23 protein-coding genes and 1 pseudogene are annotated in these 25,656 nt (G+C 71.3%); 11 read left to right on the top strand and 13 right to left on the bottom strand.

From position 1 onward, the window contains the following. Positions 1-198 precede the first annotated feature (198 nt). Complete coding sequence (locus tag Psi01_RS38540; protein WP_204069132.1) at positions 199-483, bottom strand: hypothetical protein; 285 nt, start codon at positions 481-483, stop codon at positions 199-201. 230 nt (positions 484-713) lie between these two features. Between Psi01_RS38540 and Psi01_RS38535 the strand changes: the two genes are divergently transcribed. The 4 genes from Psi01_RS38535 to Psi01_RS38520 all read left to right on the top strand — a co-directional run bounded on the left by Psi01_RS38535 (position 714) and on the right by Psi01_RS38520 (position 3,994). Next, positions 714-2,150 carry an NsdA family TPR-like regulatory protein gene (locus tag Psi01_RS38535; RefSeq protein ID WP_204069131.1) on the top strand — a complete coding sequence of 479 codons (1,437 nt, stop codon included), beginning with the start codon at positions 714-716 and terminating at the stop codon, positions 2,148-2,150. After that, complete coding sequence (locus Psi01_RS38530; protein WP_204069130.1) at positions 2,147-3,055, top strand: phosphotransferase enzyme family protein; 909 nt, start codon at positions 2,147-2,149, stop codon at positions 3,053-3,055. Before Psi01_RS38535 ends, Psi01_RS38530 begins: the two co-directional genes overlap by 4 nt. A 39-nt stretch (positions 3,056-3,094) precedes the next feature. Next, a complete protein-coding gene (locus Psi01_RS38525; protein ID WP_239128350.1) occupies positions 3,095-3,511 on the top strand; it encodes an SRPBCC family protein in 417 nt (138 codons plus the stop codon). A gap of 105 nt (positions 3,512-3,616) precedes the next feature. Continuing rightward, entirely contained in the window at positions 3,617-3,994 is a 378-nt protein-coding gene (locus Psi01_RS38520) for a rhomboid family intramembrane serine protease (RefSeq protein ID WP_204069128.1), read from the top strand. Between the two features lie 64 nt (positions 3,995-4,058). Here Psi01_RS38520 and Psi01_RS38515 read toward each other — a convergent pair whose 3' ends face one another. Together Psi01_RS38515 and Psi01_RS38510 are read right to left on the bottom strand one after the other, a co-directional pair. Further along, entirely contained in the window at positions 4,059-5,816 is a 1,758-nt protein-coding gene (locus Psi01_RS38515; RefSeq protein ID WP_204069127.1) for a bifunctional metallophosphatase/5'-nucleotidase, read from the bottom strand. 73 nt (positions 5,817-5,889) lie between these two features. Next, positions 5,890-6,756: an ABC transporter substrate-binding protein gene (locus Psi01_RS38510; RefSeq protein ID WP_204069126.1), complete on the bottom strand. Its 867-nt coding sequence runs from the start codon at positions 6,754-6,756 to the stop codon at positions 5,890-5,892. Between the two features lie 146 nt (positions 6,757-6,902). Between Psi01_RS38510 and Psi01_RS38505 the strand changes: the two genes are divergently transcribed. After that, positions 6,903-8,477: a methyl-accepting chemotaxis protein gene (locus tag Psi01_RS38505; RefSeq protein WP_204069125.1), complete on the top strand. Its 1,575-nt coding sequence runs from the start codon at positions 6,903-6,905 to the stop codon at positions 8,475-8,477. 14 nt (positions 8,478-8,491) lie between these two features. On the opposite strand, the gene Psi01_RS38500 is transcribed toward Psi01_RS38505, so the two are convergent. Beyond that, positions 8,492-9,133, bottom strand: a complete 642-nt coding sequence (locus Psi01_RS38500) for a response regulator (RefSeq protein WP_204069124.1) — start codon at positions 9,131-9,133, stop codon at positions 8,492-8,494. Beyond that, a complete protein-coding gene (locus Psi01_RS38495) occupies positions 9,130-10,287 on the bottom strand; it encodes a sensor histidine kinase (protein ID WP_204069123.1) in 1,158 nt (385 codons plus the stop codon). The genes Psi01_RS38500 and Psi01_RS38495 overlap by 4 nt, the downstream gene beginning before the upstream one ends. A 146-nt stretch (positions 10,288-10,433) precedes the next feature. Between Psi01_RS38495 and Psi01_RS38490 the strand changes: the two genes are divergently transcribed. Further along, positions 10,434-11,108: a hypothetical protein gene (locus Psi01_RS38490; RefSeq protein ID WP_204069122.1), complete on the top strand. Its 675-nt coding sequence runs from the start codon at positions 10,434-10,436 to the stop codon at positions 11,106-11,108. An 18-nt stretch (positions 11,109-11,126) separates the two neighbouring features. Here Psi01_RS38490 and Psi01_RS38485 read toward each other — a convergent pair whose 3' ends face one another. Then, positions 11,127-12,107, bottom strand: a complete 981-nt coding sequence (locus Psi01_RS38485) for an aldo/keto reductase (RefSeq protein ID WP_204069121.1) — start codon at positions 12,105-12,107, stop codon at positions 11,127-11,129. Beyond that, positions 12,104-12,466, bottom strand: coding sequence for a MerR family transcriptional regulator (locus Psi01_RS38480; RefSeq protein ID WP_204069120.1), 363 nt, complete (start codon positions 12,464-12,466; stop codon positions 12,104-12,106). The genes Psi01_RS38485 and Psi01_RS38480 overlap by 4 nt, the downstream gene beginning before the upstream one ends. A gap of 240 nt (positions 12,467-12,706) precedes the next feature. Between Psi01_RS38480 and Psi01_RS44655 the strand changes: the two are divergent. Beyond that, positions 12,707-13,243: pseudogene (locus tag Psi01_RS44655) on the top strand (DUF998 domain-containing protein); the annotation flags it as partial. 117 nt (positions 13,244-13,360) lie between these two features. Here Psi01_RS44655 and Psi01_RS38470 read toward each other — a convergent pair. Then, a complete protein-coding gene (locus Psi01_RS38470) occupies positions 13,361-14,308 on the bottom strand; it encodes a nucleoside hydrolase (protein WP_204069119.1) in 948 nt (315 codons plus the stop codon). A gap of 79 nt (positions 14,309-14,387) precedes the next feature. Here Psi01_RS38470 and Psi01_RS38465 point away from each other — a divergent pair, with 79 nt between their 5' ends. Then, complete coding sequence (locus Psi01_RS38465; RefSeq protein ID WP_204069118.1) at positions 14,388-14,942, top strand: DinB family protein; 555 nt, start codon at positions 14,388-14,390, stop codon at positions 14,940-14,942. A 48-nt stretch (positions 14,943-14,990) separates the two neighbouring features. Next, the gene (locus Psi01_RS38460; RefSeq protein WP_204069117.1) at positions 14,991-15,527 is read left to right on the top strand and encodes a GNAT family N-acetyltransferase; all 537 of its coding nucleotides are present in this window, start codon (positions 14,991-14,993) and stop codon (positions 15,525-15,527) included. A 6-nt stretch (positions 15,528-15,533) separates the two neighbouring features. Here Psi01_RS38460 and Psi01_RS38455 read toward each other — a convergent pair whose 3' ends face one another. Both Psi01_RS38455 and Psi01_RS38450 read right to left on the bottom strand, forming a co-directional pair. After that, on the bottom strand, positions 15,534-17,444 hold the full coding sequence (locus Psi01_RS38455) for an alpha/beta hydrolase (RefSeq protein ID WP_204069116.1): 1,911 nt from the start codon (positions 17,442-17,444) through the stop codon (positions 15,534-15,536). Positions 17,445-17,776: 332 nt separating this feature from the next. Continuing rightward, the gene (locus Psi01_RS38450; protein ID WP_204069115.1) at positions 17,777-18,361 is read right to left on the bottom strand and encodes a hypothetical protein; all 585 of its coding nucleotides are present in this window, start codon (positions 18,359-18,361) and stop codon (positions 17,777-17,779) included. Positions 18,362-18,927: 566 nt separating this feature from the next. On the opposite strand from Psi01_RS38450, the gene Psi01_RS38440 reads away from it, so the two are divergent. Next, positions 18,928-19,551, top strand: coding sequence for an RICIN domain-containing protein (locus Psi01_RS38440; RefSeq protein ID WP_204069114.1), 624 nt, complete (start codon positions 18,928-18,930; stop codon positions 19,549-19,551). Positions 19,552-19,740: 189 nt separating this feature from the next. Here Psi01_RS38440 and Psi01_RS38435 read toward each other — a convergent pair whose 3' ends face one another. Next, a complete protein-coding gene (locus tag Psi01_RS38435; protein WP_204069113.1) occupies positions 19,741-20,526 on the bottom strand; it encodes a ubiquinone/menaquinone biosynthesis methyltransferase in 786 nt (261 codons plus the stop codon). A 200-nt stretch (positions 20,527-20,726) separates the two neighbouring features. Here Psi01_RS38435 and Psi01_RS38430 point away from each other — a divergent pair, with 200 nt between their 5' ends. Continuing rightward, on the top strand, positions 20,727-21,023 hold the full coding sequence (locus Psi01_RS38430) for a P-loop nucleotide/nucleoside kinase family protein (protein WP_275424651.1): 297 nt from the start codon (positions 20,727-20,729) through the stop codon (positions 21,021-21,023). Between the two features lie 107 nt (positions 21,024-21,130). On the opposite strand, the gene Psi01_RS38425 is transcribed toward Psi01_RS38430, so the two are convergent. After that, positions 21,131-23,527, bottom strand: coding sequence for a Tex family protein (locus Psi01_RS38425; protein WP_204069111.1), 2,397 nt, complete (start codon positions 23,525-23,527; stop codon positions 21,131-21,133). 147 nt (positions 23,528-23,674) lie between these two features. Continuing rightward, positions 23,675-25,399 (bottom strand): sialidase family protein, encoded by a 1,725-nt coding sequence (locus Psi01_RS38420; RefSeq protein WP_204069110.1) that lies wholly within the window; start codon positions 25,397-25,399, stop codon positions 23,675-23,677. Between the last annotated feature and the right edge of the window lie 257 nt (positions 25,400-25,656).

Below are 25,656 nucleotides of genomic sequence, written 5' to 3'. Positions count from 1 at the left end.
ACCGGTGGTCGGCGGGCCCGCGCGGGTCGGGGGATGGAAGGGGCTAGAAGGGGAGCACCCGGCCCGAGGGGGTGCGCAGGTCGAGCGACACCGGCTTACGTGGCGGACGCGGGCGTTGCACGATCTGGACTCGCTTCACGATGCCGCTCCTTTCTCCTCATGATCACCTGTGTTACCCATGTGGCGTACAAGAAACACCTATCGGCGGATCACGTGCAGCACGCTCGCCACCCGCTCCGCCACGGTCGCGATGTCGTCGGCGTGTCCCAGGCGTCCGGCCCAGGAGAGCCAGAACCACCATTCGCCGTCCTCCTCGTGGGCGGCCAGGACGTCCTCCGTCATGGCCGGGACCATCGGGTTGACGACGTGGAGGCGGGGGAGGGGGTCCTCCGGGGCCTTGAGGTCGACGAGGAAGGAATGCGCCTCCAGCTGGGCTGCGAGACGCCGTAGGTGGCCGACTGCGTCGCCGGGATCAGCAGTCATCCCGATCACTCCTGACGGGCGCTGAGGGTGTCTCTTAAAGCGTGATATCCGCTATCAAGCAGGGGCAATCAGGCATCATTTCGCGAGGGCTTGGGAAACCGTGGAATCGCCAGGAAACCCATTGGTATTCCGTGCGGAAACCACGGATAAAGGGAATGCCAAGCACGAGCGCGTTCGCTCCGTGACGCGCCGTGGTTAACCTTGCGTTAACACCGAGCAGGAGGGGCTCTGTGGCCAGAGGCGAACACTCACCCGCCTGTGCCCGGCGCTGGCGCGAGCAGGCGGCGTCCCGGCAGTGGACTTTCTGGCAGACCGCCCAGGCCATCCACGGCTGCTGCGGGGTGAGCCTGCTCAAGGCGCACCGTCTGGCCCGGGGCTGGTCGGCCAGGCAGGCGGTGCAGGAGATGGAGGAGCTGTGCGGGCGCGAGGGCCTCGGTGAGGCCCGGGCCAGCATCGACCTGCTCAACGCCTGGGAGAACCACCGCGCCAGGCCCCGCCCCCAGACCATCGAGCTGCTCGCGCGGCTCTACCGGGCCAACGCCGTACGGCTCGGCATGGCGGGCGACTACTGCGAGGACGGCGACGACGCCCAGGTCGTGGTGGTCGCCGGAGGCGAGGACCGGGCGCCGTACCGGGCCGAGCCGCACCCGGACGACGACGTGGAGCGGCGCGCGCTGTTCCACCACGCGCTGCTGGCGCCCCGCGTCGCGATGAGCGGGCGGCTGATGGCCGAGGTCGAGCGGGTCCGCCAGGACCTCGACCGCACGCTCGCCGCCGGGGGGGTGACCGAGGAGCAGCTCGACCTGCTGGACGAGCAGGTGCTGCGTTACCGGCGCGAGTACATCACCAGCGCGCCGCTGCCGATGCTCTACCGGCTGATGCTTGAGCTGTCGGAGGTGCGGACGATGACCGCGGCCCGGCAGCCCGCCATGGTCCAGCGCCGCCTGCTCAACGCCACCGTGATGCTGGCGCTGCTGTCGGCCGACGCGTTGATGAAGCTCGGCGACACCCGTCAGGCGCACGCCTGGTACGGCACCGCGCGCACCGCCGCCGACGACATGGGCGACCTGCGGCTGCGCGCCCTGGTCCGGGCGCAGCAGGCCATGCTGCCCTACTACTACGGGGACCTGGCCGAGACCGTACGGCTGGCGCGCGAGGCCAGGATGCTGGCCGGGAACGCGCCGAGCTCCCCGGCGGCGCTGGGGGCGGCCGCGGAGGCACGGGCGCTGGCCAGGATGGGCGAGCACAAGGCCGCCAGGATCGCCCTGGCCGAGGCCGAGCAGATCTTCGCCAGGATGCCCCCCGAGGGCCGCGACCACCTGGCCTTCCGCTTCTCCGAGCGGCGGCTGCAGTTCTACCGCGTCGGCACCCTGATCGAGCTGGGCGAGGAGGCCGACTGGACGCCCGCCCCCACCGGCGCCTACACCATCGACCCGATCCTCATCCTGCTCGACCGGGCCGCCCACCTGGTACGCGGCGGCAAGGGCGAGGAGGGCTGCCTGCTGGCGGAGAAGGCCCTGCTCCAGGTGCCCGCCGAGCACCGCACCTCGATCGTGGTCGACAGGGCCCGGGCGCTGCTGGCGGAGGTGCCGCCGGGCCTGCGCAAGGCCGCGGCGGTCCGCCGCCTGGCGGACCTGCTCTCCGGCGTCCTGCCGGTCGTCGCATGAGCGGCGCGCTCGCGCGGGAGGCGTTCACGGTCCTGCGCGAGGTGTGCGACGGGCTGGGGATCGACCACCGGGGCGCCGAGCTGCTGCGCGTGCGCAGCAACGCGGTCTTCAAGCTGCGCAGTGAGATCGTGGTCAGGATCGCCACCTCCCCCAGCGCGTCGGCCCGGCTGCCGGTGGTGCTGGCGGTGGCCCGGTGGCTGGCCGGGCAGGGCTTCCCCGCCGTCCGCCCGGCCGACGAGATCTCCGAGCAGCCGGTGACATACGACGGGCGGGTCGTCACCTTCTGGCACTACGTCCCGGCCAGCGGCCGGCCCACCACCACCGAGCTGGGCGGGATCCTGCGCAGCCTGCACCGGCTGCCGATGCCGCCGGTGGCACTCAAGCGCTTCGCCGACCCGCTGGCCGAGGTGCGCGGGGCGGTGGACCGTTCGGCGATCCTCACGCCCTTCCAGCGGGGCTGGCTGAGCGAGCGCATCGCCGAGCTGACCGACCGCTGGGCCGAGCTGGAGGTGGACGGCTCCCCGGTGCTGCTGCACGGCGACGCCTGGATCGACAACCTGCTGCGCCGCGCCGACGGCCACGTGGTGCTGTGCGACTGGGACGGCGTGGCCGTCGGCCCCCGCGAGTGGGACCTGGTCCACACCTACCACGGGCAGCGCCGGTTCGGCCTGACGGCCGCCGAGGTGGACGCCTTCGCCGACGCCTACGGCCGGGATCTGCGGTCGTGGCCGGGATACTCCACGCTGATGGAGGTCCGCGACATGTACGCCGTGGGCATCCACATCCGCAACGCCGCCGCCGACTCCTTCTCCCGCAGGGAACTGCCCCGCCGCCTCGGTTCGCTCAGACGAGGTGAGGAACATGCCCGGTGGTACATGGCCGAACCCGTTAGTGTCTCCCCATAAAGATCTTCATATGGGGGCAAAGGCATGCCAAAGGTTACGTTGCGAAATACCTTCCATGTACGGAACACCCCGGCCGCGCTCCAGGCGCACCTGAGCCAGCCGCAGAGCTACGTGGGGCTCTCGCCGCTGGTCGTCGCGGTCCGCGACGTCGAACGAGGGGAGAACGAGACCCGCTACGTCTCGGTCGAGCGGTTCAGGTTCTTCGGCGTCAAGTACGACAATCTGATCAAGGTGACGCTGCGGAGCACGGACGAGACCGTGGAGGGCGAGGTGGCCAGCCCCGGAGGGGTCCGGCTGGACTACCGGTTCCGCCTGACGGGCAAGGACGACGGGACCGAGGTCGAGGACACCCTCGTCGTGCACGCCTGGACCCGGCCGCTGCTGACCTACGCGGCCCGCAAGGCCCGCGAGGTCCAGCTCGCCCGCGCCGGGGTCCTGACCGCCCGCCTGGGCTGAGTATCCGGGCGCTTTCTCTGTTCTTGTCGCCTTTTATCGCGGTTTCCCGTGTCCTGAGCCTGTATTCGTGACCTTGCGGCCGGATATTGTTCTCGCGCTCAGGACGTGGGCGCCGGGGCGGGTGAGCGGGGAGGGATCACGTGGAGGCCGGGGGCCGTACGGCAGGGCGCGGGGGCGAGCGGCGTGCTCTTCGGTTACTTCGGCTACGTGCTGGTGCGCGGAGCGTTCGACCGGCACCTGATCGACATCATGGTGGGCCTGGTCATGGCGCTGTGCTTCGCCTACCAGTACGTCGGCTTGATGTTGCCGCAGCCGGGGATCATCAGCTGGCAGGCCCACCTGTTCGGTTTCCTCGCCGGCGTGCTGGGCGGCTGGCTGTTCCGCGACCGCAGACGTCCGCGTCCGGCCGTTGCCGCACGGGGCCCCGAGGCCGCGCCGGGCTCCACCGCCGCGCTGCTGAAGGAGATCGAGGACCTGGCCTGAACGCGGAGGGGGTGACCGGTCGCCCGGTCACCCCCTCGTCGTCTTCCGGAAAAGGGCGGCGAGCCTAGAACAGAGGCTTGCCGTCGCGGGTGAGCTTCCAGTTGGCCTCGGCGAAGGTCGCCGCGTCGATGACACCGGTCGCGGTGGCGTAGTCGATCAGCGCCTGGCGGATCTCCACCTGGGCGTTGTAGACCACCGGGGCGGTGGTGACGTGCGGGAAGCCGCCGCCGCCGGACTGGCGGTAGTTGTTGATGGCGACCACGAACTGCTGGTCGGCGGTGACCGGCTGACCCTGGTGGGACAGGCCGGTGATCCGCTGGCCGGCGGGCTTGGCGACGTCGATGTCGTAGGTGACGCCGGAGAGCTGGTCGTAGTTGTAGTCGGGGGTGCCCCCGGCGTTGGTCAGCGCGGCCAGGTCGACCGGGGCGTCGGCGGCGAGCTGGTTGAAGTACCTGGCGGAGTACTCCAGATAGTCCTTCAGCTGGGCGCCGGTGAGCTTGACCGCCATCAGGGTGTTGTCGTAGATGTACAGGCCCGCCATGTCACGCACGCTGACCGGTCCGGCCGGGAAGACGGCGGAGCGGCTGAACGGCGCGGAGATCGACAGCACCGGCAGGGAGGCGTCGGCCGTACCCGCCACGGCCTTCTTGACCGTCTCGGTCTGCACCTTCTGGATGTAGTCCAGGATCGGGGTGTCCTTGTACGGAGACTCCGCCGCCGCCAGGGCCTCCCTGGACTGGGCGACGACCGTGTTGACGTACTTGACCGTGGTGTCGTGCTGTTCCTTCATGAGCGCGACGATCTTCGGGTCCTCGTCCACCGTGTTGCTGTTCAGCAGGGTGGAGGACTTGCCGGTGACGGTCCACTTGCCGCGCTTCTTGGTGAGCTGGAAGTCCAGCACGCTCAGCCGCTGGCCCCAGCGGCCGGGCTCGGTCAGCAGCACCTGCTGGCCGGTGACCTTGTTGGTGACGAACTTCTGCGCCACCTCGTTGTGCGCGTGCCCGAACAGCACCGCGTCCACGCCCGGGACCTGCTCGGCGACCATGGCCGAGGCGTTCTCGACCGGCAGGTCGCCGCCGTAGGAGGACAGCCCGTTGTCGCCCGCGTGGGCGGTGACCACGACCACGTCGGCGCCCATGCCGCGGATGATCGGCACCCACTTCTTGGCGCTCTGCACCAGGTCGGTGAAGCGGAGCTTGCCCTCGACGTTGGCCTTGTCCCAGATCGCCACGCCCGGGTTGGTCAGGCCGAGCACGCCGACCTTGATCGGCTTGTCGCCCCTGACCTTCATCGTCTTGATGGTGAACGGCTGGTAGGCGGGCACGCCGGTCTTGGCGAACACGGCGTTGGCGCCGAGCACGGGGGCCTTCATCTGCCTGACCCAGGTCGCCAGCAGCGGCAGGCCGTAGTTGAACTCGTGGTTGCCCAGGGTGACGGCGTCGTACCCGATGGCGTTCATCGCGCGGGCCATCGGGTGCAGCCGCTTGGTCTCGTTGACCGGCTCGATCTTGGCGTAGTAGTACGCCAGCGGCGTGCCCTGGATGGTGTCGCCGGAGTCGAACAGCAGCGTGCGGTCCGCGCCGCGCTCGGCGCGGATCTTGTCGACGAGCGTCGAGACCTTGGCCAGGCCGACGTCGTTGCCCCTGCTGTCGGTGAACTCGGCGTTCTTGAAGTAGTCCCAGTTCAGGGTGTTGCCGTGCAGGTCGGAGGTGCCCATCACGGTGACCGTCACGGACTTATCGGGAGACGCCGAGGCGGTCGCGGGGACGGCCAGGGCCGCCACCGTCACCACGCCGACGACGGCGAGCTTCTTACTGTGCATGTGACTGCACGGTAACCAAGTTAGGTTGCTGCTCGATTACGACATTCTTACTGCTCAGAGCAGTATGTCCGGTTCACGCGCCGCCGTTGATCGCGCCGGTCTTGAGCGAGCCTTCCGTGATCTCCCACTTCTTCAGCAGCCCGTCGTAGGTGCCGTCGTCGAACAGCTCGTACAGCGCCTGCTGCACCGCCTTCTTCAGGGTGCCCTTGCCCTTGCCGATCGCGATGCCGTACGGCGCCGCCTCGATCTGCTCCCCGGACAGGCGCAGCGAGGGGTTCTCCTGCACGGCCAGCGCCCCCGGCGGGAAGTCGTCGAGGTAGAGCTCGGCCTTGCCGGCGAGCACCGCCTTCATGGAGTCGGACAGGGCCTCGACCGTGACCACGGTCATCTTCCGGCCCGCGGGGCAGTTCTCGTTCTGCGCCTCGGCGAGGCCGACGTAGATGGTGTCGGCCGGGACGGCCACCCGCCGCCCGCACAGGGCCTCGACGCCCTCGCCGTCCGTCTTCCCGCGCGCGATCACCACGGAGCCGACGTTGAGGTAGTCGACGAAGTCGACCCGCTTCTGCCGCTCGGCGGTGTCGGTGATGGAGGACATGGCGGCGTCGACCTCGCCGGACTCCGCCTTGTTCAGCAGCTCGCCCCAGGAGGTCTGCCGCATCTCCAGCTTCAGCCCGAGCCTGGCGGCGATGGCGTTGGCCAGGTCGACGTCGAAACCGGTCTGCTCGCCGTCCTTCATGAACTCCATGGGCGCGTACGACAGGTCGGACCCGATCACGAGGATCCCCTCCCGCCGGATGTCCTCGGGCACGTGGGCGCGGGCGGCGGACTGCCGCGCCGCCGGGGTGCCGGTGGCGCCGGAGCCCTGCGGGGCGGGATCGCCGGAGCAGCCGGTGAGCAGGAGGCCGGCGGCGAGGGCGGCGAGCCAGGGAGTGATGCGCATGGGACGTCCTTGGGTGCTGGGTGCACGCGGAGTGCTCGGTGGGCCTGTCGGTCTGTCCCATGAATCGGCAGTGATTCACGCCACTTGAGCCCTCAGCTTCGTCATCCGGCGGTCGATGCATCCGGCAAGCGAAGGAAGAGGCGGAAATGAGACTCACGATCCGACACCAGATCCTGGCCCTGGCGGCGGCGGGCTTCGTCATGGTCAGCACCGCAGGCCTCATCGGCTACCGGGGCATCTCGCAGATCGAGGACGCCCAGGCGGAGGCGAGCGCCGCGGCGGCGGTGCTGAGGGCCGTCGGCGCGGTCGACACCGCCCGGGTGGCGTTCCGCGGTGACGTCCTGAACGCGATCACCACGCGCGACAGCGCCGAACGCCAGGGCGTGCTGGACCTGCTCGGCTCCCACGTGGCCGACCTGCGCGGCGGTTTCGCGCAGATCGTACGGCTGCGGCCGGAACTGGCGGATCAGGTGGAGGAGCTCGGCGCCACGGCCGACGAGATGATCGCGGCCGGGCAGCGGGTGGTGACCCTGGCCAGCCGGGTGGTCAGCGACCCCGAGCAGATCGGCGCCGCTGAGGCGCGGCCCGGCTTCGAGAGCCACTACAAGACCTTCGACAAGGCGCTGCCCGAGCTGGAGGCGGCGATCGCCGAGGACGCGGCGCGGACCTCCGCGGCGGCGGCGGACATGGCCGCCGGCGCCCGGACCCTCACGCTCATCACCGCCGGACTGGCCGCGGTGCTGCTGGGCGGCGCGGCCGTGCTGCTCGCCCGGCGCGTCTCCCGCCGCATCGGCTCCTTCGTGTCGGCCATGAAGGCCCTGGCGGGCAAGGACCTGACCGTGCGGGCGGACGTCGGGGGCGGCGACGAGCTCGCCGAACTGGGCAGGAGCCTCGACGAGGTCGTCGCCACGGTCCGCGGCGCCATCGGGGAGATCGCCGACAACGCCACGGCTCTGATCTCCGCCTCCGAGCGGCTCTCCGACACCAGCCGGGACCTGGCGGCGGGCGCGCAGACGGCGGCCGAGCAGGCCGGCAACGCCTCCTCCAACGTCGACCAGGTCTCCGAGAGCGTCGGCTCGGCCAACGAGGCGGCGCACGTCCTGCAGACCTCCATCCGCGACATCAACGGCGCCGTCGCCGAGGCCGTGCAGGTCGCCGCCGAGGCGGTCGGCCTGGCCACGGCCACCAACCGCACGATCGAGCGGCTGCGGACCTCCAGCGGCGAGGTCGGCGCCGTGGTCAACATGATCACTTCGATCGCGCAGCAGACGAACCTGCTCGCGCTCAACGCGACGATCGAGGCGGCCAGGGCCGGCGAGCAGGGCAGGGGCTTCGCCGTCGTCGCAGGCGAGGTCAAGGACCTGTCCCAGGAGACCGCCTCCGCCACCGAGGACATCGAGGACAAGGTGTCGGCGATGCGCGGCGACACGGAGAACGCGATCGAGGCGATCGGCCGGATCGGCTCGGTGATCAACCGCATCGACGAGATCCAGCGCTCCATCGTCGAGGCGATCGAGGTGCAGAGCCAGGCCACCCGTTCCATCGGCGACGGCATCGCGGTGGTCTCCCGGTCCTCGGGCGACATCACCGGCTCGATCCAGAACGTCGCCGAGGCGACCCGTACCACCCATGACGGCGCCACCCGGACCCAGACGGCCGCCACCGAGCTCGCGGAGCTGGCGCACGGCCTCAACACCCTCGCCGGACGGTTCCGGCGCTGACGGCCCCGGCGCCGTCACATGGCACGGGGGCGGACCAGGCCGTGCTCGTAGGCGTAGCGCACGGCCTCGGCGCGGTCGCGCAGGGCCAGTTTGGCGAGCAGGCGGTTGATGTGCGTGCCGACCGTCGAGACGCTGATGGCCAGGGAGGCGGAGATCTCGGCGTTGCTCAGACCGCGGCCGATCAGGACGAGGACCTCGCGCTCGCGGCGGGTGATGCCGTCCGGTCCCGCCGGGGTCCCGACATAGCCCGCCATCACCCGGCGGGTGATCGCCGGGTCGAGGACCGCCAGGCCGCCGGCCGCCGCGCGGATCGCCGAGAACAGCTGCTCGGGCGGCGAGACCTTGAGCAGGAAGCCGCTCACCCCCACGCGGAGGGCGCCTTCCAGGTTGTCCTCGGTGTCGTAGGTGGTGAGCATGACGATCCTGGGCGGTGCGGGCCCGGCCAGGATCTCCCCGGCCGCGGCGATCCCGGTCATGCGGGGCATCGCGATGTCGAGCAGCGCCACGTCGGGCCGAAGCCGCCGGACGGCCTCCACCGCCTCGCGGCCGTCCGCGGCCTCGCCCACCACCCGCAGGTCCGGTTGAGTGCCGATGATCAGGCGGAGCCCGCGGCGGACCGTCGCCTGGTCGTCGGCGAGCAGGACGGAGACGGTCATGTGACCACGCTGATCCGGCCGGACAGGGGGAGGGAGACCCGCACGCCGTACCCGCCCTCCGGGAGCGGCCCGGCCGACAGGCGGCCGTGGAACAGCGCGACCCGCTCACGCATGCCGACCAGTCCGTGGCCGGTGCCCTCCCTGCCGGGGGCGCGGCCGTCGCGCGGGCCCTCGTCGATGATGTCCAGGCAGAGCATCCGGGACCGGTAGGCGACCGTCACCTCGGACCTGGTGGGGCCCGCGTGCCGGAGTGTGTTGGTGAGCGCCTCCTGGACGATCCGGTAGGCCGACAGGTTCAGGCCCGCCGGGAGCGGCACCGGACTGCCCTCGACGGTCAGGCGCACGTCGAGGCCGGCGGCGCGCACCTGATCCAGCAGATCGTCCAGCCGGGCCAGGCTGGGCTGCGGGGCCAGCCCGTCGTTGCCCGCGTCGGTGCGCAGCAGGCCGACCACGCGGCGCAGCTCCTCCACCGCCTCGCGGCCGGTCTCCTCCACCACGGTCAGCGCCTCGCGCTCGGTGGCCTGGTCGGGGCGGAGCATCAGCCGCGCCGCGCCCGCCTGCATGACCATCACGCTGACGCTGTGCGCGACGACGTCGTGCAGCTCGCGGGCGATGCGGAAGCGCTCCTCGTTGACCGCCTCCCGGGCGAGCAGCTCGGCGCGCTCGCTCGCCTGGACCGCCATCTCCCGGTAGCGCCGTACGGCGACGCCCGCACCGCCCGCGATGGAGGCCATCACCAGCAGGACCGCCACGTCCCCGGCCCCCGGGTTCACCGAGGCCATCGTCACCACGGCCACGTTGAACACCGCGGTGACCGACAATCCCGCGATGACCCGCCGGTCACGCAACGGGAGCACGCTGAGCAGCGTGGACAGCAGCAGGAGCTGGACGTAGAGCATCCACGCCGACGACAGGGCGCCGAAGTGCGCGATGGCCGCCGTACCCGCCAGGGTGTAGGAGACCAGCACGGCGAACGGCGCCCGCCGCCGCAGGAGCACGAGGACCGCGGAGACCACCACGGCCCCGATCCACCACCCGGGAAGGCCGTGCCCCGGAGAGCCCTCGTGCCCGCCGAGCTCTTCGGCGACGCCGAACAGCACGACGGCCAGGGAGATCAGCCAGTCGACGAGAACGGGAGGCGGGCGGCGAGTCATGAGGCGAGGGTAGAGGGGACGTTCGCCGCCGGGGATCCACCTCGCGGCGGATAAGAACGGACCGGAGGTCATCCTCCGCGGGGCGGACGCGCGGTCGAGGCCCGCCTTGACGACGCGGGGCCGGGCCCGCGCCTAGCGTTCCCGCCATGTTCAGCTTCACCGATCCCGACGCCTTCCGCCGCTGGGCCGCGGGCGTCAGTCTCGTGCTCGCCCCGCTCTGCCTCCTGCTCGGAATGATCGTCGACCCGCTGGAGGCGGGCGGGAACGACGTGCTCGGCTACGCCCGCAACCCCGCCGCCACCGGGATCAGCGCGACGTTGCTGCACTACGCCTGGGTGCTCTGGATCCCCGGCGTCATCGGCCTGGTTCACCTGGTACGGGAACGGGGCGTGGTCCTGGCCAACGTGGCGGGCGCGGCGACGGTGATCGGCCTGGTCAATTTCTCCTCGCTGATGATCGCGGACTTCTTCGACATCGTGCTGTACCAGAGACTCCCGGCGGAGCAGGCCACGGCGATCCTGCAGGACGCGGCCCAGCCCGCGATGGTCGCCGCCTGGCAGATCCCCGGCATGGCCGGCTCGTTCGTCGGGCTGGTCCTGGTGGCCGTGGCCTACGCCCGCGCCGGCCACGCGGGATGGTGGTTCCCGGCCGGGACGCTGGCCGGGATCGCGATCTGGCTGGCCGGTGCGGGCGGCGGGAACGCGCCGCTCGGCTACGCCGGGCCGGTGGTCCTCCTGGCGGTCTTCGGCGTCGTGGGCGTGGCGATGGTGCGGATGACCGCCGAGGAGTGGCGGCCGGTCAGGCGGCTGTCCACGGTGTGAGCGGGGCCGGGCCCGCGGTCACTTCTCCACGGACGACATGTCCGGGTAGCGGTCGCCGGACGCGGAGCCGGCGGGCACGGCGGCCTCCAGCGCGGCGAGCTGCCCGTCGGTGAGCTCGACGCCGGCCGCCGCCGTGTTCTCCTCCAGATAGCGCAGCCGCTTGGTGCCCGGGATCGGGATGACGTCCTCGCCCCGGGTGAGCAGCCAGGCCAGGGAGAGCTGGGCCGGGGTGCAGCCCACCTCCTCGGCGATCTTGCGGATCTCGGCGACGAGCGCCTCGTTGTGCGCCCCGCTCTCCCCGGTGAACCGCGGCAGGTACCGGCGGAAGTCGTCGGCGGGCAGCTCCTCGGCGGGCGGGAGGGTCCCGCCCAGCAGACCGCGGCTGATCGGGGAGTAGGCCACCAGCGCGATGCCCAGCTCCCGGGCGGCCGGCAGGATCTCCTCCTCGATGCCCCGGGTGAACAGGGAGTACTCGCTCTGGAGCGCGGCGATCGGGTGGGCGGCCTGCGCCTTGCGGAGGGTGTCGGCGTTCACCTCCGACAGGCCCAGGTGGCCGACCTTGCCCGCGGCTACCAGCTCGCCCATGGCGCCGACGGTCTCCTCGATCGGCACCCGGGTGTCACGGCGGTGCATGTAGTACAGGTCGATGTGGTCGACGCCGAGCCTGCGCAGGGAGGCGTCGCAGGCACTCCTGACGTACTCGGGGCTGCCGTCGATCGCGCGCGCGGCCGGGTCGTCGCTCCTGACGATGCCGAACTTGGTGGCCAGCACGACCTCGTCCCTGCGCCCGGCGATCGCCCGCCCGACCAGTTCCTCGTTGTGGCCTCTGCCGTACATGTCGGCGGTGTCCAGGAAGTTGACCCCGAGATCCAGCGCCCGGTGGATGACCGCGATCGACTCGGACTCGTCGGCCGAGCCGTAGAACTCCGACATTCCCATGCAGCCGAGCCCGATGGCGGAGACTTCCGGGCCGCCGGCGCCGAGGCGTCGCATTTTCATGACTTCTCCATGGTGTGGTAGAGATCGATCTTGTAGTCGATGACCGCGAGATCCTCGCCGAGCTGGGCGATCCGCTCCAGAACGCGTTCCCGGTGGACCTCGAGCATCCGCCGCCGCTCGGCCGCGGTCGCCGGGCCCTGGCGACGCAGCTCCGCGTAACGGCACATCTCGGCGATCGACATCCCGGTGGTGCGCAGCTTGGTCAGGAAGTCCAGCCACTCGAGGTCGGGCTGGGTGTAGCTGCGCCGGCCGCCGGTGTCGCGGCCGACCTCGTGGATGAGGCCGATCTGCTCGTAGTAACGCAACGTGTGCGTGCTCAGCCCCGACACACGCGAGGCCTCCTGGATGGTGATCCCCATGGACTTCACCCTGCACCTTCGAGTGCACTTCAAGTCAAGCGGGCCACCCCCTACGGCGGGCCGACCCTGAGGGGGACAGCCCCACCCCCGGGGGACTTCGCGCACTTCACCGGCGCGGCGGTACGGAGGTCCCCCTGAGGGAGGCCGTACCCCGCCCCGGGGTCCCTACGGGATCACTCAGGGACGCTTGGGGAGTATTTCGGATACTTCGCGACCTGCCCGGACGCGAGGGTTTAAGCCATGTGGAGCAAGGCGTTTTCGAGATCCGGGATGGTCCTCGGCGGGTACGCGGCGATCGGCGCCGGTGCCGTCTCCATGCTCGGGCTGCACGTGGCGGCGGGCCTGAACCCGGTGCACACCGTGATCAGCGAGTACGCGTTCGAGCCGGACGGCTGGCTGCTGCCCACCTCCCTCACGCTGTTCGCTCTGGCCGCGACGGTCTTCGCGACCCTGCTGGCCCGCCGCGGGCAGGACCGCGGGGCGGCGCTGCTGGTCGGGCTCTGGGGCCTGTGCATGCTGCTGATCGGCGCCTTCCCCACCGACCGGCCCGGAGTGCCGCTGTCGATGTCGGGTGGCATCCACCGCTACGCCGCCTTCATCGCCTTCCTGGCGATGCCGATCGCCGGTCTGATCCTGGCGCGGCGCAATGAGGGCCGGCCGTACGCCCGGGTGGTGAAGGGGCTGAGCATGGCCTCGCTGGGCGTGCTGGTCCTGGTGGTGCTCCCGTACGTGGTGCGGATGTTCGGCGTCGACCTGAGCAACGACGACATCCCGGCCGGGGTCACCCAGCGCCTGGTGGTCGTCTTCGAGGTCGCGGTGCTGACCGTGTCCGGGCTGGTGCTGAGCAACGGAATCGGCCGGGACCGCACCCGTGCCCGCACCGGCGCCGCGCCGTCAGCCCAGCCTGCGGCCCAGCCCGCGGTAGGCGGCCAGGGTCAGCTCCCAGAAGCGGTCCACGTCGAGACCGGTCGCGACCAGGGCGTTGCCCGGCCCGCGCGGGCGCAGGTCGGCGAGCGTCGTCCCGGGAGCGGGCCGGGCGCCGGGCCCGGAGTCGTCGCCGGAGGTCTCCACGGTGACCGCGGCGGGTACGGTCACGGTCACCGCGGGGTCGATCACGTGCGCCACCGCGCAGACGTCGTAGACCGCGGGGCCGTCGTCCCCCCGGGCCCGGCCGGGGAACTCCACGCACGGGACGAGCAGCTCGCCGCCGAGCCGGCCCGTCGCCCGCATCGCCTCGACCACGGCGTGCCCCGCGCGGGCGCGGCCCGCGGCGTCGACCCCGATCGCGGTCACCGTCCAGCCCGCCCCGAACACGACCGCGGCGGCCTCGGGGTCGGCGGCCATGTTGAAGTCGGGGACGGCGGGACGCCCGGTGTAGGAGCCGCCCAGCAGGACCAGGCCGCGCGCCCACTCGGCCAGGCGCGGCTCCGCGCGCAGGGCCAGGGCGATGTTGGTCAGCGGGCCGAGCGCGACCAGGGTGACCTCGCCCGGACGGGACCGCACGGCCTCCACCAGGAAGCCGGCCGCGTGACCGGCGGCCGGCGGCCGGGTCGCCTCGGGCAGGACGACTGCGCCGAGACCGGAGACCCCGTGGGGGCGGCCCTCACGCGGTGGGCGGTCCCCCGACAGCGGACCGGGGCTCCCTGCGACGACCGGCACCTCGTCCATGTCCAGGAACTCCCGTAACCGCAGCGCGTTGGCGGTCGTCCGGTCCAGGCCGACGTTCCCCGCGACCGTGGTGATCCCGAGGATCTCCAGCTCCGGACTGCCGGCCGCCAGGGCGAGGGCCATCGCGTCGTCGATGCCGGGATCGCAGTCGATGATCACTTTCCGGGCCGCCACGGAAGCAGGCTATCCCGCCGGCCTGGCCTCGGCGCCGGCTCCCTGGTCGTTCCACCGATCGCGTCATAGCATCGCTTCCATGACCGTCGACTGGAACCTCGAACTGACCGAGCAGCTCGACCGGCTCTGGCGAGACCAGCTGAGGCCGCGGCTCGATGGCATGACCGCCGAGGAGTACCTCTGGGAACCCGCTCCCGGCTGCTGGAACGTGCGCCTGCGGGAGCAGGCCGATCCGGCTCGCGCCGTCGGAGCCGGGGACTTCACCATCGACTACGAGTGGCCCGAGCCGGACCCGCCACCGGTGACGACCATCGCCTGGCGGCTCGGGCACGTCATCGTCGGCGTGCTGGGCGCCAGGAACGCGGCACACTTCGGCGGGCCGCCGATCGGCTACGAGAGCTTCGCCTACGCGGGCACCCCCGACGAGGCGCTGCGCCAGCTCGACGACGCGTACGGCCTGTGGATCAAGGGCGTACGAGGACTCGGGGCCGAAGGGCTCGACCGCCGCTGCGGTCCCGCCGAGGGCCCGTACGCCGACCACCCGCTGGCCGCCCTGGTCCTGCACATCAACCGGGAGGTCATCCACCACGGCGCGGAGATCGCCCTGCTCCGCGACCTCTACCGGCACTGCTGACCGGTCTGCGCCTGCCCCGGACCGGGGGACACGTCCTAAGGTGTGGGCATGCTTCGCGGAGACAGAGTTCTGCTCAGGGCCGTGACCAAGGACGATCTGACCGAGCTGCACCGCCTGTACCAGGACGTGGACACGGCGATCCTCGCGCAGGGGACGCCGTGGGTGCCCGAGACCCTGGAGCAGGCGATCACCCGCTACGAGGAGCGCGAGCCCGATCCGGACAACGTGCCCTTCACCGTGCAGTCCGCCTCAGGAGAGGAGGTGCTCGGCAGCGCGATGGTCTGGGGGATCGACACCTTCAACCGCCACGCCCACCTGGGCCTGTCCCTGCTGCCGGAGGCCCGCGGTCAGGGATACGCCCCCGACGCGCTGCGGGTGCTGTGCGACTACGCGTTCCGCATCCGCGGGCTGCACCGGCTGGGACTGGAGACTCTCGCGACCAACGCCCCGATGATCGCCGCGGCGGAGAAGGTCGGCTTCCGCCGGGAGGGCGTCCTGCGCGCCCACGCCTGGGTGGCGGGCTCCTTCGTCGACGAGGTGCTGTTCGGACTGCTCGCCGGGGAGTTCTCCCGTCCGGGGGCGTGACATCGCTCACCGCCCGGTGGGATCCGGGTGCTCCGGCAGGTTCGGGGCCATCTCCGGCATGAGCAGATACGCCCGCTCGTTGGGGCGGGGCCGTACGAGATCGCCGGGGCGGCCGTTGACGATGGCCGCGAGGTTGCGCAGGGAGACGGAGCCGGGGTCCCAGTAGCTGGAGTGCGCCTCGTTGAGGACGGAGCGCTCGACGTGGAAACGGCGGGCGCCGAAGGAGCGGTGACCCGGGTCGTGGGAGAAGCGCCCGAGGTCGGCCACGATGTCGTTTCCCGCCTCGCCGACCCAGACGCGGTCGGCGGGCAGGCCGAGCTGGGCCGCGTGGGCGACGCCGACCCCCGGGCTGCCGATCAGGACGAGCTCGTCGGCCAGCCGGCCGGGCCGCATCCGGGCGGCCTTGCCGGTGACCAGCGACCCGTAGCTGTGGCCGAGGACCAGGCAGCGCGCGGGGACCGCGGGGGAGTGCGCGGCGCGGAGTCCGTCGTGGAAGGCGGCCAGCGCCCGGGCGCCGCGGACGGCGGGCAGGTCGGTGGCGACCGACCGGTCGGGAAGGAAGAACGAGCCGTCGATCTGGGGCGCGGTGTAGTCGAGCCAGGCGATCGAGGCGATGGGGCCGTTTTCCGCCGTGTCCTTGCTCCCGGTCGGGTCCTGCGCCTGCCGCCACAGGGCGCGGGCCCGTTCGATGTCGCCGATGAACCCGGACAGGCGGCTGCCGAGTCCGGGAACGTAGGTCACGGTGGTGCGAGCGGTGTCCGGATCGCCCCAGGAGACGATGATCCGGCCGAGTCCGGTGAGATCCATCCCCAGCAGGTAGGCGTGCGGCCGGCCTGTGTCGCCGGGGGAGAGGGCCCGTTCCACCATGCCGATCTTCGCCAGGGCCTTCAGCGGAGCCTCTCTGGCCAGCACCAGTGAGGGTTCGCCCAGACGCGAGACCTCCAGGGGCAGCCGATCGAGCTCCGCGGTCAGCCGGGCCTTCTCCGCGGCCAGCAGCAGCCGGTTGGCCCGGTCGCGGTCGACGGCGGGCACCCCGTCGAGCGCCCCGATCCCCGCGCCCGGGATCTCTGTGCCCGGGGTCTCTGTGCCCGGGATCTCTGTGCCCGGGATCCCCGCGTTCAGGGTCCGTCCGTACGGTGCCGTTCCTCCTGCCTGACCGGGGACGGCGATGTGGACGAGCCGGTCGCGTACCGGCACGGGCAGCCCCCGCCACCACGCGTTGACCCGGCCCGCGAGATCTCCGTCGATCCCCTGGTCCTGCAGCGCCAGCAGCGCCGCGAGAGCCGCGCCGTCCCCGGCGGCGACCCGGTCCAGCAGTCCCGAGACCCCCAGCGGATCCCCGGCGGACCCCCCGAACACCTCGAACCCCGTGACACTCGCGGGCAGCCACGCCTCCCGCTCGGCGGCCAGGACCAGCGCGAGCCGCCGCCGCAGATCGCCCGATCCCTGCCCGGCCCATTCTCCGGCCCGCGCCAGGGGCCGTGCGGGTTCCCCGTCCAGCCCCGCCCCGGTGAGCTCCGCGTGGAGCCGCTCGCCCGCGGCGGCCAGCCGCTCCGAGGCGGCCGACAGGCAGGAGACCAGCATGGTCATGGCACGGGGATCGACGGCCCGATAGGTCCCGTGGCCGGAGGTCGCCATCGCCAGAGAGGTACGGACCTCGGGAACCGCCGGAGCCGTGCCGCCCCGCCGTACGATCAGCCGGGCGAACGACGCCAGCGCGGCCTCAAGGGCGCACTGCACGGCCGTACGGTGCCGGGCGGCCTCGGAGCCGAAGCGCGGAGCCCCGCCGCCGACCCACGCGTGGGCGTTCATCGACCGCACCACCGCGTCCAGATCGGCGCGATGCTCCCCGGCCAGCGCCGCGACCCGCCGGAACGCCTCCCCGGCCGCCTCGCGTCCCGCATCCGTCTCGGACATGACCGTCCAGGCTGCCAGGCCCCCACCGATCCCCGCAGACGATCGACAGATCACGGGCCTTTCCCCTGGATTCCCCGATTTGTGCAGGACGGGGCTTTTTATGACCCGCCGGGTGCGGCGGTGCGTGCCCGGTGGGGCGTGTTCTCGCCCACCCGCGGGGCACGTCCGCAGTGGGCCGGATGTTGCCCCCAGGCTGCGCCCTGCGGCAGCCGAGTCTGTCCGCGAGGTCGGGGCAACAACCGCGAAAGGCGATGAGGATCGGATCGCGAAGAGCGGTGAGGATCGGGCCGTGGAGGACAGCGAGCATCGAAAGGACGCGGCATCACGGGAAGTCAGTCGGGGACGGCGGTCAGGGTGACCCGCCGGGTGCGCCGGTAGTACGACCAGCCGGCAATCGGCAGTGCGATCATCCAGGCGAGGAAGATGGGCAGGCCGATGAAGGCGCCGGTCAGGGTGAACGGATCATCCGTACTCGCCTCGGCGACGGAGCGGGGGATCTGTACGGGCAGGGTGAGGGAGTAGGCCACCAGCAGGCCGGAGCCCAGGACGGTCGGGGTGAGCGGGAACCACGGTGGGACCCGGCGTCCGCCCAGCACGGGGATCCACCGGGGATAGACCAGACCCCAGTCGCTGATCAGGCCGAGTGACAATATCCCGCCGAGGATGGCGAGCAGGATCAGTGTCCCGAGGTACACGGCGCCCGCCGGGATTCCCAGGATCCCATCTTCCGGGAAGCTTTCCGTGCCGTGCGCGCGGCCGTGGTACCAGGCCTCGAAGCTCGCTTCGTTCGCCAGGAACGGGATGCCGAGCATCCAGGGGAGGTGCAACGGCACGAATCCGAGGATGGGAGCCATCCAGCCCACCGTTCCGGCGATGCGCGCCCAGCGGGGCGGCGGAGGAGCTGCCGTTTGCGTCATGATCGTAGGATCCACGGCGCCGCCTGTGATCAAGCTGAGAGACGCTGATGAGTCTCTCAGCCCCGGTCGCCGGGTTCCCGTCGCAGCAGGCGAGCCTGTCCGCAGGATCGGGAAAACAATCGAGAGCATGCTCCGGCCTGAGAACCCCGGCGCGTCCACGGCGAAGCCGCCGACGGGACGGGCTGGCTGGACAAGGCCGGGTTGAGGTGAGCTGAGGCCCCCGGCAAGACAGCGGTCGGCCAAGATCCGATGTTCCAGCCGGGAGCCTCGCTGCTGTCTTGCCGTGCCGCTATTCCGCTGTCCAACCACATCCTTGCCCGCCTGGCCAAGCTGATCCGCGCTCACCGCGCCGAACGGCGCTCCCCTGACACCGCCCCCCTGGAAAACAACCGGCGAATTATCGCCGAAATCGCAGTCCTGTGCCACTTAATTTTATAAATGTGTGCAGTTTGGTGAATTAAGCTCCAGCATGCCCTTCTGCGCAGAACGGTTACACCGCTTCCGTGCAGGGTTCTCTTCGGGTTGACCGAACCCCAAAGAGAACAGAAAGGCAATTCGGAATGTCGATGAACAAGAAGACCCTCAGTCTCGCGATACTGGCCGGTGCGGCGGCGGCACTGCTCGGCGCGCCCAGCCCGTCGGCGCAGGCGACAACCGGTCCGTCTCCGCAGCCCACGTCCCCGGCGGCGCAGCCCACGACCGGTCCGGCAGCACGGACGGCGACCGCGGCACCCGTGCTGGTCTCGCTGATCCCGCAGCACGTTTCGCAGGCCGACGGGCTGAGGATGGCCCTCACCGCGGCGCTCCCGCCGACGCCGGGAGCCACCGGCCTCAGGGTGACCCAGGAACTGGACCTCAGCCTGCAGGCGCAGAGGTGGGAACTGCGCTTCGCCCCCGGCGGCGGCCTCCTGCAGCTCGTCAACGTCCACACCGGCCTGTGCCTGAGGGGCGGCAGCTCGGCCGGCAACCTCGTGCGCCAGGCCAAATGCGTTCCCTCGGCCTCGCTCGATGACCCCCGTCAGTTCTGGCAGGACCGCCAGACCCTGCACAACGGCGTCCTCGTCCACCGCTACCAGAACGCGGACAACGATCTGTACATGGGGATCAGGGCCAGCTCCCCGCAGAAGGGCGCCCTGCTGGAATCACAGGTCCTCAACAACCTGCCCAGTCAGAGGTTCAAGCTGAATTGAGCCGATCGGCAGAGGGCGGAAACCACCTGCGGAAATAGGATCAGAACAGGTTCCGGGATCCCGTCCGGCGATTTCGCCGGGCGGGATCCGTCGTTTTCCGATGGCAGCCCGTCGGTGGGCGGTGGGATGGTCGAACTCTTCGCGGGCCTGCCGTACCGGGTCGTCGGGGATGGGAAGGATGGGAAGGCCTCACTGTTTCCGGGCTGAGATGATCATGCGGGTACCGGGGAACTTCTTCTTCCACGTTATGGAGGCGAAGCCGACTCGACGGAGGATCGTGGCGACCTCCTGCGGAGTCGTGAATCCGAGTGTGGATCTCTGCAGGTACCCGTATGACCTGCGGTCACCTGCGACTATCTGGCCGAGAAGGCGGATCGGGACTCGAACACCCAGGGCCACCGGGTATCGGAGCGGTCCTCGTGGCGGGCGGGTCTCCAGGATGACGACCCGGCCTCCCGGTTTGGGCACCCGGTACTGCTTTTCGAGCACGCGCTCGGCATCGTCGACATTGCGGAGGAGATAGCCATGGATGACGGCGTCGAAGGACTCGTCGCCGAAGGGCAGATCGTTCGCGTCCGCGTACTGCCACACGATGGCGGAGGCGCCCGGTCTGCTCGCCGCCTCCGCCGGCATCCGCTGTGAGAAATCGACGGCGTAGACAGTCGAGTCCGGATACTTCTCCAGCGCGGCGAGAGCGATGACGCCGGTTCCGGTGGCGGCATCGAGCATGTTTCCACCGGCGGGGACGCTCGCACTCACCGCGACGTCACGACACCAGGCGGCGTGCCGTCCCAGCGTCATGAGGCGATTCATCCGGTCGTAGTGGCCGGTGACCCTGTCGAACATCTGCTGGAACTCTCGGCCCTCGGACGGCGACGGGTCCTGCGGCCTTCTCAAGTGCTCCCCCGATGTTCGCGGCGCCTCTTCGTGCCTCGATGAGCGGCTCTCATCATGCGCGCAGACCACTGTGATCACGCTGAGAGGAGCTGAGGGGCGGCTCAGAAAACGTCCGGCGGTCGATCCATTCGGGCTGCGGTGCTGGAAAGGGCTTACCGGATCCGGCGACAGTGTCGCGTTCGTGGATGATGTCGTGAGCGGTGCGGAAGCCGACTACGCCGCTGCCGGGCCGGGAGACGAACCCGGACGGTCCGTCGCGTTGATGTGCGGCATCGCCGGTGACGCAGGCGGGCCGACCGGTGGTCCTGGACTACAGCTTCTGGGAGCGCGCGAAGCGCGACCGCTACAAGTCCTTGATCGAAAGCCGCGGACATCCGTGGGAACTCGTCTATCTCAAGGCGGACCCGGAAACGCTGCGCCGACGGCTCGCCGTACGCAACGCCCTGGAGGGACCGAACTGCGTCACGGTGTCGGAGGACCTTCTGCAGCGGTATCTGTCCGGCTTCGAGGAGCCGGCCGGTGAGGCGAACGCACGATCGGGCAGCGGTGAGATGAACAGCGTCAGACCGCCATGACCGTGGTGAGAACCTTTCCAGCCACAGCGGCGGCACCGGGGCCGGTGGCCGCTGCGTAGGCCGTACGGCCGGCGCCGGGATGGTGGCGCCGGCCGGGAGGGCGGGGGTCAGCGGTTGCGGTTGTCGCCGCCGAGGCCGGCGCGGCGCAGGGCCTCGGCCATGGCTCCGCTCGGTGCGTTCCGCTCCTGGCCTCCGCGCTGCTGGCCGCCCCGCTGGCGGTCACCGCGTCCGCGCTGCTGGTCGCCGCGCTGGCCGCCGCCCCGCTGCTGTCCTTCGCGGCGGTCGCCGCCGTCACGCCGGCCACCGCCGTCACGCCGGCCGCCGGAGCGGTCGCGCTGGTCGGGGCGGGTGTCGGCCTCGTCCTCCAGGCGCAGGGTGAGGGAGATGCGCTTGCGCGGGATGTCGACGTCGAGCACCTTCACCCGGACGACGTCGCCGGACTTGACCACCTCGCGGGGGTCCTTGACGAAGTTCCGGGACATGGCCGAGACGTGGACCAGGCCGTCCTGGTGCACGCCGACGTCGATGAACGCGCCGAACGCGGCGACGTTGGTGACCACGCCCTCCAGCAGCATGCCGGGCTTGAGGTCGGAGATCTTCTCCACGCCCTCCTTGAAGGTCGCGGTCTTGAAGGCCGGACGGGGGTCGCGGCCGGGCTTCTCCAACTCGGTCAGGATGTCGGTGACCGTCGGCAGGCCGAAGGTGTCGTCGACGAACTCCTGAGGCTTGATGGACCGCAGCGTCTTGCTGTTCCCGATCAGCTGGGTGATCTCGCACCCGGTGGCCGCGAGGATGCGGCGGACCACCGGGTAGGCCTCCGGGTGCACGCTGGAGGAGTCGAGGGGGTCGTCGCCGCCGGGGATGCGCAGGAAGCCCGCGCACTGCTCGAAGGCCTTGGGACCGAGCCGGGGCACGTCCTTCAGGGCGCGACGCGAGCGGAACGGGCCGTTGGCGTCGCGGTGGGCGACGATGTTCTCGGCGAGTCCGGAGCCGATGCCCGACACCCGGGTCAGCAGCGGAGCCGAGGCGGTGTTGACGTCGACGCCGACGGCGTTCACGCAGTCTTCGACCACCGCGTCGAGCGAGCGGGAGAGCTTGGTCTCGGCCAGGTCGTGCTGGTACTGGCCGACCCCGATGGACTTGGGGTCGATCTTGACGAGCTCGGCCAGCGGGTCCTGCAGGCGGCGGGCGATGGACACCGCGCCGCGCAGCGAGACGTCCAGGCCGGGCAGTTCCTGCGAGGCGTAGGCGGAGGCGGAGTAGACCGACGCGCCGGCCTCCGACACCACGATCTTGGTCAGCCCGGGGACCAGCTTGACCAGCTCGCCCGCGAGCTTGTCCGTCTCCCGTGAGGCCGTGCCGTTGCCGATCGCCACCAGCTCCACGCCGTGGTCCTTGGCCAGCTTGGCCAGGGTCGCCAGCGACTGGTCCCACTGACGGCGCGGCTCGTGCGGGTAGATCGTGTCGGTGGCCACGACCTTGCCGGTGCCGTCGACCACCGCGACCTTCACGCCGGTGCGCAGGCCGGGGTCCAGGCCCATGGTCGGGCGCGTCCCGGCGGGGGCGGCCAGCAGCAGGTCGCGCAGGTTGGTGGCGAACACGCGCACCGCCTCGTCCTCGGCGGCCTGCCACAGGCGCATCCGCAGGTCGATGCCGAGGTGGACGAGGATGCGGGTGCGCCAGGCCCAGCGCACGGTGTCGGCCAGCCACTTGTCGGCGGGCCGTCCCCGGTCGGAGATGTCGAAACGGCGGGCGATGGCCCCCTCGTAGGTGCCGCTGGGCTCCTCCTCCGGCTCCAGGGTCAGGGTGAGGATCTCCTCCTTCTCGCCCCGGAACATCGCCAGGATCCGGTGGGAGGGAAGCTTGGTGAACGGCTCGGAGAAGTCGAAGTAGTCGGAGAACTTGGCGCCCGCCTCCTCCTTGCCCTCGCGCACCGCCGAGACCAGACGGCCCTTGCTCCACATGCGCTCGCGCAGCTCGCCGACCAGGTCGGCGTCCTCGCTGAAGCGCTCGACCAGGATCGCCCGCGCCCCCTCCAGCGCGGCGGCCGCGTCGGGCACCCCCTCGCCGAGGAAGGCCGCGGCGGCGGCCTGCGGGTCGACGGACGGATCGCCGAGCAGGCCGTCGGCCAGCGGCTCGAGGCCGGCCTCCCGGGCGATCTGCGCCTTGGTGCGCCGCTTGGGCTTGTAGGGCAGGTAGATGTCCTCAAGGCGGGCCTTGGAGTCGGCCGCCATGATCTGGGCTTCGAGAGCGTCGTCGAGCTTGCCCTGGCTCCGGATCGACTCCAGGATCGCGGTGCGCCGCTCCTCCATCTCGCGCAGGTAGCGCAGCCGCTCCTCGAGCGTGCGCAGCTGCGCGTCGTCGAGCATCCCGGTGGCCTCCTTGCGGTAGCGCGCGATGAAGGGCACCGTGGCCCCGCCGTCGAGCAGCTCGACCGCCGCCCGCACCTGCCCCTCGCGCACACCCAGCTCGTCGGCGATCCGCTGATGAATAGAAGTCGTCACGGCCTCTTCCTTTGTGATGGACGCCCCAAAGCTACCGCGTGACGCGGGCCCCCGAATGGCGGCGCCTCCTGACCTGTGGACGACACGCGGACCGGAGCCCTGCCTGTGGACAACTCCACCGCCCACATCTCCGGGAAGGGCGGGGCGTCAGGGAAGGGGGACGGCGTCGGGGGAGGCCGGGGTGAGGCGGGTCCACTCGACGGTGGCCGCGGCGGCGTTGCCGCCCGGCGTGCCGCTCACCCAGTGGGTGAGCTGCGGCCTGTCCCTGCTGTCCTGGATCACCCAGACGGCCCCGGTGTCGGCGCCGTCCCGGTACAGACGGGCGACGCCGGAGCTGTCGACGGTCACCCGCCAGGTCGCGAGCCGTCCGGCGCCCTCCAGCGAATGGACCCTCTCCCAGACGGACGAGCCCTTGCGCATCGTCCAGACCCCGCTGCGCTGCACGGTCAGCATCAGTCGCCGGGCACCGTTGGCCACCTTCGCGCCGAGGCAGACCCCGTCGCCGGTGCGGGGGTTCAGCGCGCTGTCGTCGTCCACCCGTCCCCGGAACTCCAGGGTGAAATCGCAGCCGCGCCGTACGTCGAGCGCGCAGGTCGCCCCGCAGTCGCGGGCCGGGGAACTGCGCAGGACGAATCCTCCGCCGGGGGTCCGCCGCGCGCCGCCGTACAGCTCCCACTCCCCGGACAGCAGGTCCCCGCCGGGGAACTCCCGGGAGATGTCCAGCCTGGCCACCCTGATGTTGGTCTGGTTGTGCTCCCAGACGACGAAGAACTTCCCCGGCTCGTACTCGTCGGCGCTCGGATAGACGTCCCACCCGCGCGCCGCTCCCGTGGTCAGTCTCCTGCCGTCGGCGAAGAGCCGGCCCGGGCCCCACGGCTCGCCGGGCCGCCTGACCTTGTAGTGCAGGACCTCCCGGTACTGGTCGGGCTTGCTCTGCGCCGGCCCGGTGAACGGCCCGGCCAGCGTGTTGTAGATCGCCAGGTGCCGCCCCGCGGAGTCGGCGGTGAAGAACGTCTTGACGTAGTAGTTCGGCAGGTCCTCGTCCAGCGTCATCGGCGACCAGGTCAGCCCGGCGTCGGTGCTGGTCGCGGTGGCGCAGTGGGTCGCGCTGACCCGATAGTGGGCGTCGCGCCCGGCCGCCGAGACTCCGCTGCGCAGGTCCAGCGTGCGCGTCACCATCACCAGCGTGCCGGGGTCGCCGGAGGCGGGCGCGATCTGCGGCTCCTCGACCGTCACGCCGGGCGGGTTCACCGCGAGCGCGCCGGAGGTCCACGTCCGCAGGTCCGCCGAGCGCAGCACGCCTGCCCGGGTGGTCCCGCCGGCCTGCCTCCAGTACGGCACCAGCCAGTGCCCGCCGTACCTCAGGGGCCTGCCCGCCACGACGACGCCCCTGCCGTTGCCGGGCACGTCGACGGTGATCGGGAAGTCGGTCCAGGTACGGCCGGCGTCGGTGCTCCTCTTGGCCGTCATCGTGGCCGGGAAGCCGTCCACGTCTCCCTCGCGGTCCCGGTCGCGCTCGACGTCGATCAGCCCGAGCAGCGCGTAGAGCGTGCCGCCGTCGTTGAGGAACATCACGTAGTGGTAGCGGCGCGCGGCGGTCGCCGCCGCCAGCGTGCCCACCGTCCAGGTCGCCCCGCCGTCGTCCGACCGGCCGTACATGATCGCGCCCTGGTCCGTCGGGGTCGGGTCCCTGGCGTCGCGCACCCCGGCCCGCCAGCCCACCACCAGCCGCCGGGAGTCCAGGGCGACGATGTCGGGAACGCGGTTCCCCTCGTGGGCGAGCTCCCCGCCGGGGGTCAGCGAGACCTTCCCGTAGACGGTGACGGGGGTGCTCACGTGCGTTCCGACGACGTCGATGTGCGGCCATGACATGGACGACAGCGAACAGGCCGGAGATGGCCGGAAGGTGGCCGTGAGGTGACAGCCGGAGGTGGCGCCCACTCATCGAAATCAGGACTCAGGGATCAGAGACCGGAGATCCAGAGATCCAGGGACCCAGAGACCGGGGACTCAGCGATCAGGACTCGACGGGCAGGGCGGTGGCGGGTGGCTCGATCGGGTCGGGACGATCCGAGGGGACCGGGTCCGGGGCGGTTTCGGCGACCGGTGCGGGCGGTAGCGCGTCGGGT

This window comes from Paraplanobispora siamensis (assembly GCF_016863175.1).
Taxonomy (GTDB): domain Bacteria; phylum Actinomycetota; class Actinomycetes; order Streptosporangiales; family Streptosporangiaceae; genus Planobispora; species Planobispora siamensis.
The sequence above is the reverse complement of the archived record's forward strand: the minus strand, read 5'-3'. Positions and strand labels throughout refer to the sequence as shown.